Here is an 18,990-nt window from a genome sequence, read left to right on the forward strand (position 1 = left end):
CAGCGTGGTCCTTCCGTGACAGCCGATAGGACCACAAAAATGCTGGATAAATCTGTCATTCATCGGTCTGTGCGGAAAAACCTTCACCGCCGGCCGATTCACCAAGGCGATTGGGGATGTTCAGGCCGAAATGCAGGTAGGCGTGGCGGGTCACCACCCTGCCCCGTGGCGTGCGCATGATGTAGCCCTGCTGGATCAGGTAGGGCTCGAGCACGTCCTCGATGGTATGGCGCTCTTCGCTGATGGCTGCCGCCAGGCTGTCGACGCCCACCGGGCCGCCATCGAATTTCTCGATCATGGCCAGCAGCAGGCGCCGGTCCTGGTGATCGAAGCCACGCTCGTCGACATCCAGCAGGTTCAGCGCCATGTCGGCGATCGACTTGGTGATCTGCCCCTTGCCACGCACTTCGGCAAAATCCCGCACCCGACGCAACAGGCGGTTGGCGATACGCGGGGTACCACGGGCGCGCCGGGCGATCTCGAAGGCACCTTCGTCTTCGATCGGCAGGCCAAGGATACCGCCAGAACGGCTGACGATGGTGGCCAGGTCGTCGGTGTTGTAGAACTCCAGGCGCTGGACGATACCGAAACGGTCGCGCAGCGGGTTGGTCAGCATGCCGGCACGGGTGGTGGCGCCCACCAGGGTGAAAGGCGGCAGGTCGAGCTTGATCGAGCGCGCCGCCGGCCCTTCGCCGATCATGATGTCGAGCTGGAAGTCTTCCATGGCCGGGTACAGCACTTCCTCGACGACCGGCGACAGACGGTGGATTTCGTCGATGAACAACACGTCATGCGGTTCGAGGTTGGTGAGCAGCGCCGCAAGATCGCCCGGACGCTCGAGGATCGGCCCGGAGGTGCTCTTGATCGACACCCCCATTTCCTGGGCAATGATATTGGCCAGGGTGGTCTTGCCCAGCCCCGGCGGCCCGAAGATCAAGGTATGGTCGAGGGACTCGCTGCGCCCGCGGGCAGCCTGGATGAACAGCGCCATCTGTTCGCGCACGACAGGCTGGCCGATGTATTCGGCCAGGCGCAGCGGACGGATGGCCCGGTCCTGGACTTCTTCGCGGTCGCGCCCGGTGGCGGCTATCAGTCGATCGGCTTCAATCACTTAGATCATTCCCTTCAGGCTGCGACGGATCAGCTCTTCGCTGCTCAGGCCCTTGACCCCGACTGCGGCCACGGCCTTGCTGGCTTCCTGCGGCTTGTAGCCCAGGGAAACCAGCGCGCTGACCGCATCGGCTTCGGCAGTGGAGACCGTGGCCAGCGGCAACGGCCCATCGGACACCAGGGCGAACATGGCCGGTGAGGTTTCCCAGGCCTTGAAGCGGTCCTTGAGCTCGACCAGCAGGCGCTCGGCGGTCTTTTTACCGACACCCGGCACCTTGACCAGCGCCGAGGTATCCTGGGCTTGCACACAGCGCACCAGTTCGTCGGCATCCAGGCCCGACATCAGCGCCAGGGCCAACTTGGGGCCGACGCCGTTGAGGCGGATCAGCTCGCGGAACAGCTCACGCTCGCGCTTCTCATGGAAGCCATACAGCAGATGGGCATCCTCGCGCACCACCAGGTGGGTATGCAAGGTCACCGCCTCGCCGACCTTGGGCAGGCGATACAGGGTGGTCATCGGCACTTCGAGCTCATAGCCCAGGCCGTTGACATCGACAATCAGGTGCGGCGGCTGTTTTTCAGCCAGCGTACCGCGCAAACGTCCAATCACGTTGCAATCCTTCCTCATGGGCGCCGGCAAGCGACCGACCAACCCTAACAGCAAATGCAATGGCCGATGGCATTGCCCGGTCAAAATTTGTTTCAGTGCGTGATGCTATCAGAGACGCAAGCGTCCGCTACGCCGGCGTGCCGTGCCCAGGCCGTGGGGCACCAGGCTTGAACGGGTATGGGCGTGGCACAGGGCGATGGCCAGGGCATCGGAGGCGTCGATCTGCGGTTTCTGGGTCAGCTTGAGCAGGTGCATGACCATCATCTGCACCTGTTCCTTGTTGGCCCCACCGGTTCCGGCAACCGCCTGCTTGACCTGGGTGGCACTGTACTCGGCGATCTCCAGCCCCGCCTCCACCGCCGCAACGATGGCCGCCCCACGAGCCTGGCCGAGCTTGAGCGCCGAGTCGGCGTTGCGCGCCATGAAGACCCGCTCGATGCCCATGGTCACCGGTCCGTACTGCGAAATGATTTCACTCACGCCGCGAAAAACGATCTGCAAGCGCTCGGGCAACTCGCCGCTACCGGTTCGAATGCAGCCGGAGGCCACGTATTCGCAGCCCCGCGTGCCCTGGCGCACCACGCCATAGCCGGTGATGCGCGAGCCAGGGTCGATACCAAGAATCAGAGTCATAACGCCTGCATATCAGATGACGCGTTTGCACGTCGTTGCAAAGACAGAAGCCGGACCCGCTTGCAGCGCTGAGCGACTGCAGGTGGATCCGGCTTCAAACCAGCCAGGGCTGTACCTTAGCCGAGTTTTTCCATGACTTCGTCAGGAATCTCGGCATTGGAGTAGACGTTCTGCACGTCGTCCAGGTCCTCGAGCATGTCGATCAGCTTGAGCACCTTCTGCGCACCGTCCAGGTCCAGTTCGGCACTGGTGGTCGGCTGCATGACGATTTCCGCGTCCGCCGCCTTGAAGCCCGCCTCTTCCAGCGCGTTGCGCACGGCGTAGAAGCTGGAGAAGGAGGTGAAGACATCGAACGAACCGTCGTCATTGCCGACCACGTCGTCAGCGTCGGCTTCCATCGCCGCTTCCATCAGTGCGTCTTCGTCGATGCCGGCGGCAAAGCTGATCTGCCCCTTGCGCTCGAACAGGTAGGCTACCGAACCATCGGTGCCCAGGTTGCCACCGCACTTGCTGAAGGCATGGCGCACGGCCGCAGCGGTACGGTTGCGGTTGTCGGTCATGGCCTCGACCATGATCGCCACGCCACCCGGACCGTAGCCTTCGTAGCTGAGCTCTTCGACGTTGTCGGCTTCGTTGGTGCCAGCACCACGGGCAACCGCGCGATCGATGATGTCGCGGCTCATGTTGGCACCCAGCGCCTTGTCCAGGGCCAGGCGCAGACGCGGGTTGGAGGCTGGATCGCCACCGCCCTGCTTGGCGGCGACGGTCAGCTCACGAATCCACTTGGTGAAGATCTTGCCCCGCTTGGCATCCTGGCGCTCTTTGCGGTGCTTGATGTTTGCCCATTTGGAATGACCTGCCATAACGCACTCCGAATCCTTTGAAACAATGCCACGCCCCTGCCAGGCACACGTCCGGGCAGGGGCCTTAAAATCCGTATCGCTGAACGCAAAGGCGCATCCATGTGGATGCGCCCGGGGTCCGCTTACTCAGCCTTGGGCTGTTCGCGCAGGCGGATGTGCAACTCGCGCAGGGCCTTGGCATCGACCAGGCCAGGGGCCTGGGTCATGACGCAGGCAGCACTCTGGGTTTTCGGGAAGGCGATGACTTCACGAATCGACTGGGCGCCGGTCATCAGCATGACCAGACGGTCCAGGCCGAAGGCCAGGCCGCCGTGCGGCGGTGCGCCGAACTTCAGGGCGTCGAGCAGGAAGCCGAATTTCTCTTCCTGTTCGGCCGCTTCAATACCCAGCAGACGGAACACCGCCTGTTGCATTTCCTTGCGGTGGATACGGATCGAACCGCCACCCAGTTCGGTACCGTTGAGGACCATGTCGTAGGCACGCGACAGCGCGGTGGCCGGGTTGGCCTCCAGCTCTTCGGGCGTGCACTTGGGCGCGGTGAACGGGTGGTGCAGCGCAGTGAAGCTGCCGTCGTCGTTCTCTTCGAACATCGGGAAGTCGACGACCCACATCGGTGCCCACTCGCAGGTGTGCAGGTTGAAATCGTTACCGACCTTGATCCGCAGGGCGCCCAGCGCCTCGCTGACGATCTTGGCCTTGTCGGCGCCGAAGAACACGATGTCGCCATCGACCGCGCCGACGCGATCGAGGATCACGTTGAGGTTGGCCTCAGGGATGTTCTTGACGATTGGCGACTGCAGACCTTCGACGCCTTTGGCGCGTTCGTTGACCTTGATGTAGGCCAGGCCCTTGGCACCGTAGATGCCGACGAACTTGGTGTAGTCGTCGATGCGGCTGCGCGGCATGCTCGCGCCACCTGGCACGCGCAGGGCGGCAACACGGCTCTTCGGATCGTTGGCCGGGCCACTGAAGACCTTGAACTCGACGTCCTTGAGCTGGTCGGCAACGTCGACCAGTTCCAGCGGGATACGCAGGTCAGGTTTGTCGGAGCCGTAGCGGCGCATGGCTTCTTCGAAGGTCATGTGCGGGAATTCGCCGAACTCCAGGTCCAGGACTTCCTTGAACAGCTTGCGGATCATGTTTTCGGTCAGGCCCATGATCTCGGACTCATTGAGGAAGCTGGTCTCAATGTCGATCTGGGTGAATTCCGGCTGGCGATCGGCGCGCAGGTCTTCGTCGCGGAAGCACTTGGCAATCTGGTAGTAGCGGTCGAAGCCGGCCACCATCAGCAGCTGCTTGAACAGCTGTGGCGATTGCGGCAGGGCGAAGAAGCTGCCGGCGTGGGTACGGCTCGGCACCAGGTAGTCACGCGCACCTTCCGGGGTGGCACGGGTGAGGATCGGCGTTTCGACGTCGAGGAAGCCGTTCTCGTCCAGGTAGCGACGGATGCTGGAAGTGATCCGCGAACGCAGGCGCAGCTTTTCGGCCATTTCCGGACGGCGCAGGTCGATGAAGCGGTAGCGCAGGCGGGTTTCTTCGCCGACATCGGAGAATTCGTTGAGCGGGAACGGCGGGGTTTCCGCTTCGTTGAGCACGGTCAGCTCGTAACCCAGCACTTCGATGGCACCGGAGGCCATGTTGGCGTTCACCGCGCCAGCAGGGCGTGGGCGCACCTTGCCGGTGATCTGCACCACATACTCGCTGCGCACGCGGTCGGCGGCGGCGAAGCTTTCTGCGCGGTCCGGGTCGAAGACGACCTGGGCCATGCCTTCGCGGTCACGGATATCGAGGAAAATCACCCCGCCGTGGTCGCGGCGACGATGGACCCATCCGCAAAGGGTAATTTCCTGACCTTCCAGGCTCTCGTTCAGTTGGCCGCAATAATGGCTGCGCATCATGATGGTGGTTTCGCTTCTCGTCATTCGTGTGTTCAGTGGAGGCCTTGGCGCCACAAAGGGCTAATAGTGCAAGACCCTGCCGGTGCAATTCAACTCAGTCGGCCTTGTCGCCGCCTGCGAGGTTCTTTTTCGCCCCGGTCTTGAAGTCGGTTTCGTACCAGCCCGTGCCACCCAGGCGAAAGCCTGGCGCAGAGATCATCTTCTTCAGCGCGGGCTGCTGACACGCCGGGCAATCGGTCAACGCCGCGGCGCTGATCTTCTGGAGGACTTCCATCTGGTGATCACAGGAAGCACATTGATAGTCGTACAGGGGCATAGGCGTGTCTCGTTAACCACAGCACAGGCTGCTTCAGGCAGTAAAGCGCGGGATTATATATGGTTAAGGAGTGCAGTGCAGCCCGGCAACCGACTAGCGTGACACTGGCGCACCCAGCAGGTAGACCACGCAGATCACCCGGATCAGCCCGGTAAAGTTCTTCACCCCGCCATGGCGCAGGTGTACCTCACGGTCCACGTAGGACAACAGGGCATTGACCGAGCACTGGTTCGTCAGGGCGATGCGCTCCAGCACCCGCCAGTAGATTTCTTCGAGACGCAGACACGTGGCGAAGCCATTCAGGCGCACCGAACGGGACAGTGGCTGCGCCAGCCCCATGTTGAAGTTCGCCTCGAACGGATCAATGCCACCGTTACCGGGCTTCCCGGCCCCACGCCCCTCGCGATTCATCCATGCAGACATACAAATACCACGCGCCTTGACCAACAGGGAAATCAACCCGGGCGAATCGGTTCGCCCAGGGACATGCCCTAATAAAGCGCTGCAGTACAGGGTGTTTCCAGAAGACGCACTCACTCTTGGCGTAGGATTACTCGGCAAGTCAAATGGAATAGCGTAACGAAAGAAAGACTTCCTTATATAAACAATAACGCCCGGGCATGCGAACACCCGGGCGCCAGTTCACGCTCACCAGATAAACAATGGAACTACTTGCCTTCGAGCAGCACGCGCAACATCCAGGCAGTCTTCTCATGCACTTGCATGCGCTGGGTGAGCAGGTCCGCCGTAGGTTCGTCGCTGACCTTGTCGACCAGCGGGAAGATGCTCCGAGCCGTGCGTGTCACGGCTTCCTGGCCTTCGACCAGTTGCTTGATCATTTCATCGGCCGGTGGCACACCCTCCTCTTCCTTGATCGAAGACAGGCGCGCATAGATGGAATAAGCACCCGGTGCCGGGAAACCCAGGGCGCGAATACGTTCGGCAATGGAGTCCACCGCCAGGGCCAGTTCGTTATATTGCTCTTCGAACATCAGGTGCAAGGTTCGGAAGGCGGGACCGGTCACGTTCCAGTGAAAGTTATGGGTCTTCAGATAAAGTACATAGGTATCCGACAACAACCGCGACAGCCCATCGACAATGGACTTGCGATCTTCTTCGCTAATACCGATATCAATAGCCATGTAGATTCCCCTTTCCATGATGCTTGATCATCAAGCAGGCAATTCCCACTGTACCAAGACTTGCCAACTGCCGCAGCCTCACGCCCGCGGCAAAACGCTGCAGGCGTCGCCGGTGCTGGCCGAAGCAGGCGACACGCGGCTTGCCGATCATTTGAGAAGCCCGGGGCTTTGCTGTTAAATAGCAAGGTGCCGCCTCTGACGATAGTCAGCGCAGGGGCGCATAGGCTGACCTTCTTCTCACGTTTTTGCGTTTATTGAACCACTGCGCGCCGTGACGTCAGCTCTTCCTGTGATTTGCCTTATCAATGTGAGCCAACCCAATGTTCAAGATCGTCCACCTGTTGACGGGCGCTGCAGCCTTGCTGCTGTCCTTCATACCCAGCCTGAGAACCGATGCAACGCCGCTACTGCAGCAACCGGAAGCCGTTTACCTGGCGCTGTTCGGCCTGCTCAACCTGGTGCTTGCCCCCGTAGTCCCCCAGCACTACAAAGGCGCACGCCTGCACCTGCAACGCCTGTCCAGCGTACTGCTGGTGCTGGCCGTGATCCTGCAGACCCTGACCCTGCTGGCACGTCCGGAGCTGGGCAACCTGCCTGCCCTGGGCTGCACCCTGCTGGCCGTGGTCCTGCACCTGATCGCCGGCTTCATGAAAACCGGCAGCACCCGCAGCCAGCACACCCAGTACGACATGAGCAACCGCGATACCGGTACGGTCAAGTGGTTCAACACCTCCAAGGGCTTCGGCTTCATCTCCCGGGATTCGGGCGATGACATCTTCGTGCACTTTCGCGCCATTCGCGGCGAAGGCCACCGTGTACTGGTCGAAGGCCAGCGCGTGGAGTTCTCGGTGATGAACCGCGACAAGGGCCTGCAGGCCGAGGACGTGATCGCCGCGCCCCGCCGCTGATCGCCCGCCCATAAAAAAACCGCGACGCCTGGGCGTTCGCGGTTTTTTTGTGCCTTGAGGCAGCACCTTTCAGTAATGAGGCGGCGGCGCCTCTTCCTCGCCGCTCTGGTATTGCCCGGCCATTTCCTCATAGCGCTTGAGCAATGCCGCCATCTGCATCTGTAGTCGCTCGACCACCCGCTGCTGATCGACCAGCACGTCATTGAGGGCCTGCAACGTATCGTCCTGGAAAGCCAGGCGGCTCTCCAGCTCCATTACCCGCGCTTCAAGGGTCATGTCTCACACCTCGGTGAATGTGAAATCATCATCGAGCACCGTCTTGAGCCGTGCACGGATGACCTCGACCTGCTCGGCGGCATAGGCGGTTGCCGGCTTGTTGCCCCACACCGGAGCAGGCCAGGCCGGATCGGTGCGCCGACGAACGATGACATGCATGTGCAACTGGCTGACGACGTTACCCAGGGTTGCCACATTCATCTTGTCCGCGGCAAAACTGTCTTTGAGGGTTTCAGCCAGGAAGGTGGTTTCTTTCCAGAGTTGCGCCTGATCCTTGTCATCTAGTTGAAACAATTCGCTGATATCGGCGCGCCGTGGCACCAGGATAAACCAGGGGTAGTTGGCGTCCTTGCTCAGCAACAACTGACACAGAGGGAATTCCCCGATGACGAAGGTATCTTCCTGAAGACGCGGATCCAGAGCAAACACTGAGAAATCTCCTACAACTATTTAATACTTGGTCCGCGCGCAACTAAGCTGCCAACGCGAGCCCCATGCTTGCAGGATACCTCCGTTCACGCGCACGAGCATCGTCGACCTTCAAAGAAAGAGGTATCACGCTGGACTGACTCTCATTTGCATCGCCTCCAGCCACAAACGCCTGCAACAGGCGGTCAGGTAACAAAATGCTACTTTTCGCACCAAAATGAGGCCCTCATCGAGCACCTGGCACCGCGAATATCCGCAAACTACACAGGTAGCGCGCACGACGGTAACGCTTTGACCATCAAGGCAGGTTTTACGCTTATTCCAGCCTGCATCGCCTTGGCGAACCAATCGATCTTAGCCCCCCGGTTTTGCGACGGATGCCGCCTTTTTTGCCGGTCAAACGTGAAAAAAACGTGAACCACCACAGGCTTTGTGCACGCTTTTTGCTTTCTCATCGACCACAGTCGGCACGACACCTGCATCGATGCGGTGAAGCGCGACAAAAATAACAACAGCTGCATGGGGTACCAGGGAGTTCCGTAGACAGCAGGGGGTTAGATCGTTTTTTTCTACCCTTACGCCGTCCGGAACAGCGCTGGAGTTGCACGGCCCGTAAAACCGGGACGTGATTTGCGACAAGGACATAACAGTTAGCGACATGACCGTAAAGTTACCGAAAGGATCTTTTCCCCCATATCGCCAACTACAGTCAGCGTGATATACATTCCCGCCGACACAAAAAGAAAGAGCCGCGCCGCATAAAAAAACCAATCGGCGACGGCAGTACTCTTCCTAAAAACCAAAGGAGCAAGTCACGATGCGCGTGATGAAGTGGAGCATGATCGCCCTGGCTGTTGCAGCAGGCACCTCGCAGATGGCAGTAGCCTCTTCCCAGGACGAGTCCAAGGGCTTCCTCGAAGACAGCAAACTCAACGTCAAGACCCGCATGCTGTATTTCAGCCGCGACTTCCGTAACAACCCGAGCGACACCCAAAGCCGCCGTGAAGAAACCGGCCTGGGCTTCGTCGGTACCTACGAGTCGGGCTACACCCAGGGCATCATCGGCGTCGGCGCCGATGCCATCGGCATGCTCGGCCTGAAACTGGACAGCGGCAAGGGCCGTGCCGGCACCGGCCTGTTCCCTACCGGTTCTGACGGCCGTTCGCAGGACGACTACTCCAAAGCCGGCGGCGCCGTTAAATTCCGCATCTCCGACACCGTGCTGAAAGTGGGCGACCAGTTCACCGCACTGCCAGTCTTCGCGACCGACGACAGCCGCCTGCTGCCGGAAATCGCCCAGGGCTCCCTGATCACCAGCAACGAGATCAAGGGCCTGACCCTGCACGCCGGTCACTTCACCAGCCTGACCGCCCAGGAAGAGACCAACCGCGACAGCTTCCACCTGAAGAAAGCCGACGTGGCCGGTGGCACCTACGCCATCACCGACACCCTGAGCACCAGCGTGTACTACTCGAAAGTAGAAGACTTCTGGCGCAAATGGTACGGCAACATCAACTGGGCACTGCCGATCAATGACGAGCAAGGCCTGGTCTTCGACTTCAACATCTATGACACCAAGAGCGATGGCGCCGGCAACGTCCGCACCTTCGACGGTGAAACCAAGCTGGACAACACCGCGTACAGCTTCTCCGGTGCCTACAACATCGGCGCTCACACCTTCACCCTGGCCTACCAGGCTGTTTCCGGTGACGGTGACTACGCCTACGGCATCGACGGTGGCGGCTCCATCTTCCTGGCCAACTCCGTGGCCCGTTCCGACTTCAACCAGGAAGACGAAAAATCCTGGCAGGCTCGCTACGACCTGAACTTCGCCAGCTACGGCGTTCCAGGCCTGACCTTCATGACCCGTTACGTTCGTGGTGACGACGCCAACGTCGCAGGCACCACCGACGGTAAGGAATGGGAACGCGACGTAGACATCAAGTACGTCCTGCAAGAAGGCGCAGCCAAGGACCTGAGCTTCCGCGTTCGTCAGGCCACCTATCGCTCCGGCGACGGCGTGTACTACGGATCGCCTTCGATCGACGAACTGCGTCTGATCGTCGAGTACCCGCTGAGCATCCTGTAAGCCCCGGGCTTTCAGTATCCCCAGTACGAAAGAGCCCGGCATTGCCGGGCTTTTTCTTTGCCGCAATTCGGGCTGACAACGCCTTCGTGCTCCGGCATCCTGTACGCCACCGAATCGCCCCCGTACAATGCGGGGTCATTTTAAAGTCTTAAGCAACCGACAACGGCCTACCATGCGCACCAGTCAATATTTGCTCGCTACCCTGAAAGAAACCCCGTCCGACGCGGTGGTCATCAGCCATCAGCTCATGCTGCGCGCCGGCATGATCCGCAAGCTCGCCTCCGGCCTGTACACCTGGCTGCCGATGGGCCTGCGGGTAATGCGCAAGGTCGAAGCCGTGGTCCGCGAGGAAATGAACGCCGCCGGTGCCCTTGAAGTGCTGATGCCGGCCATCCAGCCTGCCGAACTGTGGCAGGAATCGGGCCGCTGGGAACAGTACGGTCCGGAGCTGCTGCGCCTCAAGGACCGCCACGGTCGCGAATTCTGCGTGGGCCCGACCCACGAAGAGGTCATCACCGACCTCGCCCGCAACGAGCTCAACAGCTATAAACAGCTGCCCGTGAACATGTACCAGATCCAGACCAAGTTCCGTGACGAGATCCGTCCGCGCTTCGGCCTGATGCGTGGTCGCGAGTTCATCATGAAGGACGCCTACTCCTTCCATGCCGACCAGGCTTCCCTGCAGGAAACCTACGACCGCATGCACCTGGCCTACAGCAACATCTTCACCCGCCTGGGCCTGGACTTCCGTCCGGTGCAAGCCGATACCGGCTCCATCGGCGGCAGCTACTCCCACGAATTCCATGTACTGGCCGAGTCCGGTGAAGACGATGTGATCTTCAGCGACAGCTCCGACTACGCCGCCAACATCGAGAAGGCCGAGGCCATTCCACGGGAAACCGTACGCCTGGCGCCGACCGAAGAGCTGCGCCTGGTCGACACCCCGGACGCCAAGACCATCACCCAGCTGGTGGAAAACTACGGCCTGGCGATCGAGAAGACCGTCAAGACCCTGATCGTCCACGCCGCCGAAGAGGGCAAGCTGATTGCCCTGATCGTCCGTGGCGACCACGAGCTCAATGAAATCAAGGCCGCCAACCTGCCAGAAGTCGCCAGCCCGCTGGTCATGGCCACCGACGAGGAACTGCGCACCGCCATCGGCGCTGGCGCAGGCTCGCTCGGCCCGCTGAACCTGCCGCTGCCGTGCATCATCGACCGCTCGGTCGCCCTGATGAGCGACTTCGGCATCGGCGCCAACATCGATGACAAGCACTACTTCGGCGTCAACTGGGAGCGCGACCTGCCGGTTCCACAGGTCGCCGACCTGCGCAACGTTGTCGAAGGCGACCCAAGCCCGGATGGCCAGGGCACCCTGATGATCAAGCGCGGCATCGAAGTCGGGCATATCTTCCAGCTCGGCACCAAGTACAGCGAGGCACTCAAGTGCCAGGTACTGGGCGAGAACGGCAAGCCGGTGACCCTGAGCATGGGTTGCTACGGTATCGGCGTGTCCCGCGTGGTGGCTGCGGCCATCGAGCAGAACTACGACGACAACGGCATCATCTGGAGCGATACCCTGGCCCCGTTCCAGATCGCCCTGGTACCGCTGCGTTACGAAACCGAGCAGGTACGCGAAGCCACCGACAAGCTCTATGCCGAGCTGACCGCTGCCGGTTTCGAGGTGCTGCTGGACGACCGCGACAAGAAGACCAGCCCGGGGATCAAGTTCGCCGACATGGAGCTGATCGGCATTCCGCACCGCATCGTCGTCAGCGACCGCGGCCTTGCCGATGGCAACCTGGAATACAAGCACCGTACCGAGCGTGACGCACAGCCACTGCCACTGGCCGAGGTGCTGTCGTTCCTGCAAGCCCGCATTCGTCGCTAAGCCAACGCAAGAGTAATCATGTTCAAGCGAAGTACCTATAGCCTGGGGGGCGCCGCACTGTGCGGCGCCCTGTTGCTCAGCGGTTGCGCCAACCAGATGTCTCAGCGTAGCGAGCATGAGGAACGCATCGAGCGCAAGCTGCTCGAACACAGCCTGCAGATCGATGTCGGGGACCCCAAGGTACTCGAACTGCCCCAACGGCGTGTGCGCATCCACGAACAGAAGCACTTCGAGGTCACCGAGTTCGAAGTCACCCGTCGTTATGATCGCTACACGCCCTACCAACCCTGGCGGGAAGTCTACGAGATTCCCTTGGGGGCGGTGGCCGTGGTCGCCGGGGTCGGGGCCAATGTGGTCAACGTCTTCGCCCTGGGTAACCTGCCCGAAAGCGTCACCCGTGGCTGGTTGAACTATGGCGTCGATGGCCTCAACCCGTTCATGAATGCCCAGTCCAACGGACGTGCCCAGCAGAACCTTGCCGGGATCACCGAAGTGCAGAAGGACAAGCGCCAGGAGTACACCAGCCTGCCGTGGAGCGACCGCCCGGTGGAGGTCAAGGCCGGCAAGGTCAACCATACGCTGAGCACTGACCGCAACGGCATACTGCGCCTGAACCTGCTCGACAGTCCGTTCGCCGAGCAGAACATGACCCATGTCGGCACCCTGCACCTGCAGATCGCCGATGAAGACAACAACGTGCGTGGCGACGCCAGCCTGCTGGTCAGCAGCGCCTTGCGCGGAAAACTGGTGGAAGCCCACGAGCTGATCTTCGACGATCTGGAAGACGATGAAGTGAGCCAGTGGGTCCATCGGGTCAAGCGCCTGTCCGAACTGGGCCTGGAAGAGGAAGCCAGCGAACTGGAACAGAGCCTGATCGAGCTGACCCGCAACGATCCGGAGCTGCAACAGGAGTTCCTGCAGTCGCTGACCAAGAACGCCGGTCGCCTGGTCGCCGACCCCGGCATCCACTGATTGGCCGTACCCCCCTGAAAAAACGCCAGCCTGCTGGCGTTTTTTCATTCAGTCCCGACCGAACAGCTCCAACTGTTCATGGGCCCCACGCAAGTCCAGCAGGCGTACGCCGATGCCGAGCAGGCGCACCGGTTTCCCACCCCGGGCGAATGCCTGGCTGAGCAACTGCTGATAGCTGCCCAGGTCGCGCCCGGCCCCCGCCTGCTCCAGGGTGGTCTGGGTAAAATCATGGAACTTCACTTTGACGAAGGGCTTGCCCGGCCGGTAGCTGTCGTCGATGCGCGCCATGCGCCCGGCCAGGGTCTCCATCAGTTCAGGCAGTTTTTCCAGGCAACTGGCAAGATCCGGTAGATCCGTGTCATAGGTGTTCTCCACGCTGACCGACTGCCGACGACTGTCATTCTGTACCGGACGATCATCGATACCGCGGGCCAGGCCCCATAACCGCTCGCCAAAACTGCCGAACTCCCGGGCCAGGGCCAGTCGACTCCAGTCGCGCAGCTCCAGGCAGTTGCTGATCCCCAGGCGCCCCAGCTTGTCCGCCGTCACCTTGCCTACCCCGTGCAACTTGCCCACCGGCAGCGCGGCGACAAAGTCTTCGACCTCTGCGGGCGTTATCACGAACAACCCGTTGGGCTTGCGCCAGTCGCTGGCAATCTTGGCCAGGAACTTGTTCGGCGCCACGCCGGCCGAGACGGTAATGTGCAATTGCTGGGCAACGCGACGGCGAATGTCGGCAGCAATCCGCGTCGCACTGCCGGCAAACCACGAGCTGTCCGAAACATCCAGGTAGGCTTCGTCCAGCGACAAGGGTTCGATCAGGTCGGTGTAGTCGCGAAAGATCGTGTGAATTTCCCGCGAGGCTTCTTTATAGGCATCCATGCGCGGCTTGACGATCAACAAGTCGGGACACAGGTTCAGGGCATGCCGGGACGACATCGCCGAACGCACGCCAAAGGCCCGCGCTTCGTAGTTGCAGGTGGCAATCACTCCGCGACGCTCCGCCGAGCCGCCCACCGCCAGCGGCCGCCCGGCCAGGCGCGGGTCATCGCGCATTTCAATGGCGGCGTAGAAGCAATCGCAATCGATGTGGATGATCTTGCGCTGGGACATCGGCAGCTGTGGGCATTGGTAGAAAGTCGTGTAGGCAGTATCTCACTCCATGATCTCTGATGCACTGTTGCACTGGATAAACATACATATATTTACCCTGCAAGCCCCGCCCACCCTGCTCCGCCACCTTCAAGGCATACGCTAAGCATTTGAACAAAAAAGGATTTCTTGCAATGAGCGCTTGACATGCACACGCATAACTGTAGAATTCATCCCACAGGCGCGGGATGGAGCAGCCTGGTAGCTCGTCGGGCTCATAACCCGAAGGTCGTCGGTTCAAATCCGGCTCCCGCAACCAGATTCAGGAAAGGCCACTCTCACGAGTGGCCTTTTTCTTTGCCTGAAAAAAAGTGCCCAGGCATAAATTTATTGAAAATCAACAATTAAGCGTTGACAGCCAGCACAAAGGCTGTAGAATTCGCCACATCAGACGCGGGATGGAGCAGCCTGGTAGCTCGTCGGGCTCATAACCCGAAGGTCGTCGGTTCAAATCCGGCTCCCGCAACCAAACATCGAAGAAGGCCACTTTGCAAAAAGTGGCCTTTTTTGTGCTCGCGATTCAGCCTCCCCCGCCATCCGGCAATATAAATATTCTTTAACTATCCTCAAGGCAGGCAGCGGCCCGATCATAGTGGCCACTACTTTCCATAGGGATTGGTACCTTGGCTGGATACGTTCATCCCGGCGCGCACCATCCACGAGGTGATTGATGCGCCCCCAGACCTCCGATACAGAAGCCCCCGTCACCACCGCACTGCCCAATGCCGCCCAGCACCTGCACCTGCTCGACCGCCTGAGCCGCTACCGACAGCCGATCGGCCTGGCCGTGACCCTGCTGCTGTTCAGCCTTGCCCTGATTGCCTGTCGCCACCTGCTCAGCGAACTGGACATCTACGCCCTGCATGACTCGCTGCTCAGCGTGCCCCCCACCGCCTTGGCCGCCGCGCTGCTGGCAACGCTGGCAGGCTTTGTCGTCCTGCTTGGTTACGAGTGGTCAGCCTGTCGCTATGCCGGTGTGCAGTTACCGCCGCGCACCCTGGTCATGGGTGGATTCAGCGCCTTTGCCATTGGCAACGCCATAGGCCTTTCTCTGCTGTCCGGCGGGTCGGTGCGTTACCGGCTCTATGCCCGGCAAGGTATCGGTGCCGCCGAAGTGGCGCGAATGACCCTGTTCGCCAGCCTGTCGCTGGGCTGTGCCCTGCCGCCCCTGGCCGCCCTGGCAACCTTGAGCAACCTGCCGGCGGCATCGAACGCCCTGCATTTACCGCCTGCGCTGCTGGCGAGCATTGCCTTGGCGATACTGGCCCTGGCCGCCGTGCTGGTCTACGGACTGTACCGTCGACGCCTGCCGGAGCAGCCCCAGGCGCACTGCCTGCTGGTTGGCATCGGTCGACGCACCCTGCGCCTGCCGGGCGCACGCCTGACCTTGCTGCAACTGCTGATCACCGCCCTCGACGTCGCCGCTGCCGCCACCGTGCTGTACTTGCTGCTGCCCGAAGCGCCGCCTTTTGCGGCCTTCCTGCTGGTCTACCTGCTGGCCCTGGCCGCCGGGGTGCTCAGCCATGTGCCGGGCGGTGTCGGGGTGTTCGAGGCAATCCTGCTGGCCGCCTTCGCCGATCAGTTGGGTGCCGCACCCCTGGCCGCAGCCTTGCTCCTCTATCGCCTGATCTACGTAGTGCTGCCACTGCTGCTGGCGTGTGTCGTGCTGCTGGTCAACGAGGCGCGGCGCTACCTGTTTGCGCAACAAGCCATCAAGGCCGCGTCGGGCCTGGCGGCACCGGTTCTGGCAGTGCTGGTGTTCCTGTCCGGCGTGGTGCTGCTGTTTTCTGGCGCCACGCCGGAAATCGACGGACGCCTGGAGCACCTGGGCTTTCTGATTCCCCATCGCTTGATCGACGCTTCGCACTTCGGTGCCAGCCTGATCGGCGTGCTCTGCCTGCTGCTGGCCCAGGGCTTGCGGCGGAGGCTGTCCGCTGCCTGGATACTGACCACTATTCTGCTGCTGGTCGGCGCCCTGCTTTCGTTGCTCAAGGGCTTTGACTGGGAAGAGGCCAGCATCCTGACCTTCACCGCCTGCCTGCTGGCCCTGTTCCGGCGCTCCTTCTACCGCCCCAGCCGCCTGCTGGAACTGCCCTTCTCGCCGGTCTACCTGGCGGCCAGTGCCTGTGTGCTGGGGGCCTCGATCTGGTTGCTGCTGTTCGCCTACCAGGATGTGCCCTACAGCCATCAGCTCTGGTGGCAATTCACCCTCGACGCCGACGCCCCGCGCGGCCTGCGCTCGGCCCTGGGCAGCGCCGTGCTGCTGGTGGTGGTTGCCCTGACCTGGTTGCTGCGTACGGCCCGCCCGGTGATTCACCTGCCGTCCAGCGACGAACTGCAACGGGCCAACCGCATTCTGCAGGCCTCGGACCAGCCCGACGGCGGCCTGGCCCTGACCGGCGACAAGGCCCTGCTGTTCCACCCCGATGACGATGCCTTCCTCATGTACGCCCGACGCGGGCGCAGCCTGGTTGCCCTGTACGACCCGATCGGCCCGGCACACAAGCGTGGCGAGATGATCTGGCAGTTCCGCGACCTGTGCGACGTGCACCACGCCCGACCGGTGTTCTACCAGGTGCGGGCCGAGAACCTGCCCTTTTATATGGACATCGGCCTGACCGCGATCAAGCTGGGCGAAGAAGCCCGGGTCGACCTCAAGCGTTTCGACCTGGACGCCAAGGGCAAGGAAATGAAAGACCTGCGCTACACCTGGAACCGTGGCGGGCGTGATGGCCTGAGCCTGGAAGTGCACGAACCCGGGCAAGCGCCCCTTGAAGAACTCAAAGCGATCTCCGACGCCTGGCTGACCGGCAAGAACGTGCGCGAGAAAGGCTTCTCGCTCGGTCGTTTCAGCCCCGAGTACCTGCAGCATTTTCGCATCGCCCTGATCCGCTTCGAGGGGCGGCCTGTGGCCTTTGCCAACCTGCTGGAAACCGGCAGCCGCGAACTGGCCAGCCTGGACCTGATGCGCGCCCACCCCCAGGCGCCGAAACTGACCATGGAATTCATGATGATCGGCCTGATCCAACACTATAAAGGCCAGGGCTATGCCCGTTTCAGCCTGGGCATGGTACCGCTCTCGGGCCTGCAACCGCGACGCGGTGCACCGCTGACCCAGCGCCTGGGCTCGATGGTGTTTCAGCGCGGCGAGCAGCTTTACAACTTCCAGGGCCTACGCCGCTTCAAGGACAAGTTCCAGCCCGACTGGGAACCCCGCTACATGGCCGTGCCTGCCGGACTCGATCCGCTGGTGGCACTGGCCGACACCGCCGCCCTGATCGCGGGCGGCCTGACCGGATTGGTGAAACGCTGATGATTCGACGCTATTGGTTGTACCTTCTGGCCATCCTGACCCTGGGTTTGCTGGCTGCCGCCCTGGGCTTCTGGCTGTGGACCCGCCCGGCCCCGGAGCCAAGCCTTGAGCACCTGACCCTGGGCGATGGCAGCAGCCTGACCCGCGCCACCCCGGGGACCCGCGCCAAGGCCCAGGTTGCCATCGCCGTGCCCCAGGACCAGGCGCTGACCGACAAGCAGCTGCTGAACCTGGCCCAGAGCGGCGAAGCGCAAATGGTGCAGGTGATCCTTCCACCCGCTGATTGCACCCTGCAACAAAATGCCCTGCAACAGGCGCTGCAGCAATTGCACGGACAAGCGACCCTGGTGGCCGGCATCGGCCCGGGCGCCGCCCTGGCCTGGAACTGGCTGGCCAGCCAGAACAATGACAAGGCCCAGGCCATTTCCGTGGACTTCAGCATCGAGCGCCCCGGATGCGCCACGCCGCTGCCCAAGTCAGCCGCCCATGGTCACTGGAACGTGGCCTGGAACGACAACCCGGATGATGCCAGCGCCGCCTTCGTGCGCGACCAGGCCAATGCCGAGACCAGCATCAGCGACTACGACATCCACCTGCCCCAGGTGCTCAAGGCGCAACTCACCCAGGCCCTGGTCGGTGGCGACGGCAACGCCATGAGCATCCCCGTGGTGGAAGTCCCGGCAGGCCAGACCACCGATACCGTGACCCTGTTCCTCTCCGGTGACGGCGGCTGGCGCGACCTGGACCGCGACGTCGCGGGCGAGATGGCCAAGCTGGGCTACCCGGTGGTCGGCATCGACACCCTGCGCTACTACTGGCAGCACAAGACCCCGGAGCAGAGCGCCATCGACCTGTCGGAGCTGATGCAGCACTACCGGCAGAAATGGGGCACCAAGCGCTTCGTGCTGACCGGCTACTCCTTCGGCGCCGACGTGCTGCCGGCCATCTACAACCGCCTGCCCGCCGAAGACCAGCAACGCATCGACGCCGTCATCCTGCTGGCCTTCGCCCGCAGTGGCAGCTTCGAGATCGAAGTCGAAGGCTGGCTGGGCAACGCCGGCAAGGAAGCCCCTACCGGGCCGGAAATGGCCAGGCTGCCGGCGGCGAAAGTGGTGTGCATCTATGGCGAGGAAGAAGCCGACGAGAGCGGCTGCACCGACCACACGGCGGTGGGCGAGCGTCTGAAATTGCCGGGCGGGCATCACTTCGACGAAAACTACCCGGCGCTGGCCAAGCGCCTGATCGGTGATATCGAGATCCGCCAGGGCAAGACCAGCGTCGCCGAGCAGAACTGAGTCAGCGGAGCTGGCATTACCCTGTGGGAGCTGGCGAAGCCTGCGAGAGGCCATGCGGTCGATCGCAGGCTTCGCCAGCTCCCACCGGCCTTTACG

17 protein-coding genes and 2 tRNA genes are annotated in these 18,990 nt (G+C 61.9%); 8 read left to right on the forward strand and 11 right to left on the reverse strand.

Annotated elements, in window-relative coordinates:
- Positions 1 to 55: 55 nt before the first annotated feature.
- The 8 genes from ruvB to ACIQUS_RS04070 form a co-directional block, all read right to left on the reverse strand.
- On the reverse strand, positions 56 to 1,111 hold the full coding sequence (gene ruvB / locus ACIQUS_RS04035; RefSeq protein ID WP_403043207.1) for a Holliday junction branch migration DNA helicase RuvB: 1,056 nt from the start codon (positions 1,109 to 1,111) through the stop codon (positions 56 to 58).
- A complete protein-coding gene (gene ruvA / locus ACIQUS_RS04040) occupies positions 1,112 to 1,720 on the reverse strand; it encodes a Holliday junction branch migration protein RuvA (RefSeq protein ID WP_403043210.1) in 609 nt (202 codons plus the stop codon).
- 108 nt (positions 1,721 to 1,828) lie between these two features.
- Complete coding sequence (gene ruvC, locus ACIQUS_RS04045) at positions 1,829 to 2,353, reverse strand: crossover junction endodeoxyribonuclease RuvC (RefSeq protein WP_403043212.1); 525 nt, start codon at positions 2,351 to 2,353, stop codon at positions 1,829 to 1,831.
- A gap of 116 nt (positions 2,354 to 2,469) precedes the next feature.
- Positions 2,470 to 3,216: a YebC/PmpR family DNA-binding transcriptional regulator gene (locus ACIQUS_RS04050; RefSeq protein ID WP_403043215.1), complete on the reverse strand. Its 747-nt coding sequence runs from the start codon at positions 3,214 to 3,216 to the stop codon at positions 2,470 to 2,472.
- Positions 3,217 to 3,338: 122 nt separating this feature from the next.
- Positions 3,339 to 5,114 carry an aspartate--tRNA ligase gene (gene aspS / locus ACIQUS_RS04055; RefSeq protein ID WP_403044597.1) on the reverse strand — a complete coding sequence of 592 codons (1,776 nt, stop codon included), beginning with the start codon at positions 5,112 to 5,114 and terminating at the stop codon, positions 3,339 to 3,341.
- Positions 5,115 to 5,208: 94 nt separating this feature from the next.
- The gene (locus ACIQUS_RS04060) at positions 5,209 to 5,430 is read right to left on the reverse strand and encodes a zinc ribbon domain-containing protein (RefSeq protein ID WP_285862594.1); all 222 of its coding nucleotides are present in this window, start codon (positions 5,428 to 5,430) and stop codon (positions 5,209 to 5,211) included.
- Positions 5,431 to 5,523: 93 nt separating this feature from the next.
- Positions 5,524 to 5,853, reverse strand: coding sequence for a ribbon-helix-helix domain-containing protein (locus tag ACIQUS_RS04065; RefSeq protein WP_403043217.1), 330 nt, complete (start codon positions 5,851 to 5,853; stop codon positions 5,524 to 5,526).
- 245 nt (positions 5,854 to 6,098) lie between these two features.
- A complete protein-coding gene (locus ACIQUS_RS04070; RefSeq protein ID WP_285862596.1) occupies positions 6,099 to 6,572 on the reverse strand; it encodes a Dps family protein in 474 nt (157 codons plus the stop codon).
- A 320-nt stretch (positions 6,573 to 6,892) separates the two neighbouring features.
- Here ACIQUS_RS04070 and ACIQUS_RS04075 point away from each other — a divergent pair, with 320 nt between their 5' ends.
- A complete protein-coding gene (locus ACIQUS_RS04075; RefSeq protein WP_403043220.1) occupies positions 6,893 to 7,480 on the forward strand; it encodes a cold shock domain-containing protein membrane protein in 588 nt (195 codons plus the stop codon).
- 69 nt (positions 7,481 to 7,549) lie between these two features.
- Here the strand turns inward: ACIQUS_RS04075 and ACIQUS_RS04080 are convergent, their stop codons facing one another.
- Both ACIQUS_RS04080 and ACIQUS_RS04085 read right to left on the reverse strand, forming a co-directional pair.
- Positions 7,550 to 7,756: a SlyX family protein gene (locus tag ACIQUS_RS04080; RefSeq protein ID WP_403043223.1), complete on the reverse strand. Its 207-nt coding sequence runs from the start codon at positions 7,754 to 7,756 to the stop codon at positions 7,550 to 7,552.
- A gap of 3 nt (positions 7,757 to 7,759) precedes the next feature.
- Entirely contained in the window at positions 7,760 to 8,185 is a 426-nt protein-coding gene (locus ACIQUS_RS04085) for an HIT family protein (RefSeq protein ID WP_403043226.1), read from the reverse strand.
- Between the two features lie 817 nt (positions 8,186 to 9,002).
- Between ACIQUS_RS04085 and ACIQUS_RS04090 the strand changes: the two genes are divergently transcribed.
- The 3 genes from ACIQUS_RS04090 (at position 9,003) to ACIQUS_RS04100 (ending at position 13,134) form a co-directional block, all read left to right on the forward strand.
- A complete protein-coding gene (locus tag ACIQUS_RS04090) occupies positions 9,003 to 10,274 on the forward strand; it encodes an OprD family porin (RefSeq protein ID WP_403043229.1) in 1,272 nt (423 codons plus the stop codon).
- Between the two features lie 172 nt (positions 10,275 to 10,446).
- Complete coding sequence (locus ACIQUS_RS04095) at positions 10,447 to 12,162, forward strand: proline--tRNA ligase (protein WP_403043232.1); 1,716 nt, start codon at positions 10,447 to 10,449, stop codon at positions 12,160 to 12,162.
- 18 nt (positions 12,163 to 12,180) lie between these two features.
- Positions 12,181 to 13,134, forward strand: a complete 954-nt coding sequence (locus ACIQUS_RS04100; protein ID WP_403043234.1) for a hypothetical protein — start codon at positions 12,181 to 12,183, stop codon at positions 13,132 to 13,134.
- A gap of 48 nt (positions 13,135 to 13,182) precedes the next feature.
- Here the strand turns inward: ACIQUS_RS04100 and dinB are convergent, their stop codons facing one another.
- Complete coding sequence (gene dinB, locus ACIQUS_RS04105; protein WP_403043237.1) at positions 13,183 to 14,247, reverse strand: DNA polymerase IV; 1,065 nt, start codon at positions 14,245 to 14,247, stop codon at positions 13,183 to 13,185.
- A 221-nt stretch (positions 14,248 to 14,468) separates the two neighbouring features.
- On the opposite strand from dinB, the gene ACIQUS_RS04110 reads away from it, so the two are divergent.
- From ACIQUS_RS04110 to ACIQUS_RS04125, 4 genes are all read left to right on the forward strand, one after another.
- Positions 14,469 to 14,545: transfer RNA gene (locus tag ACIQUS_RS04110), tRNA-Met, on the forward strand.
- Between the two features lie 133 nt (positions 14,546 to 14,678).
- Positions 14,679 to 14,755, forward strand: a tRNA-Met gene (locus tag ACIQUS_RS04115).
- Between the two features lie 201 nt (positions 14,756 to 14,956).
- Entirely contained in the window at positions 14,957 to 17,599 is a 2,643-nt protein-coding gene (gene mprF / locus ACIQUS_RS04120) for a bifunctional lysylphosphatidylglycerol flippase/synthetase MprF (RefSeq protein WP_403043239.1), read from the forward strand.
- A complete protein-coding gene (locus ACIQUS_RS04125) occupies positions 17,599 to 18,894 on the forward strand; it encodes a virulence factor family protein (RefSeq protein WP_403043241.1) in 1,296 nt (431 codons plus the stop codon). The genes mprF and ACIQUS_RS04125 overlap by 1 nt, the downstream gene beginning before the upstream one ends.
- The last annotated feature ends 96 nt before the right edge of the window (positions 18,895 to 18,990 follow it).

The organism is Pseudomonas sp. NPDC090755 (genome assembly GCF_044769005.1).
Classification (GTDB): Bacteria; Pseudomonadota; Gammaproteobacteria; order Pseudomonadales; family Pseudomonadaceae; genus Aquipseudomonas.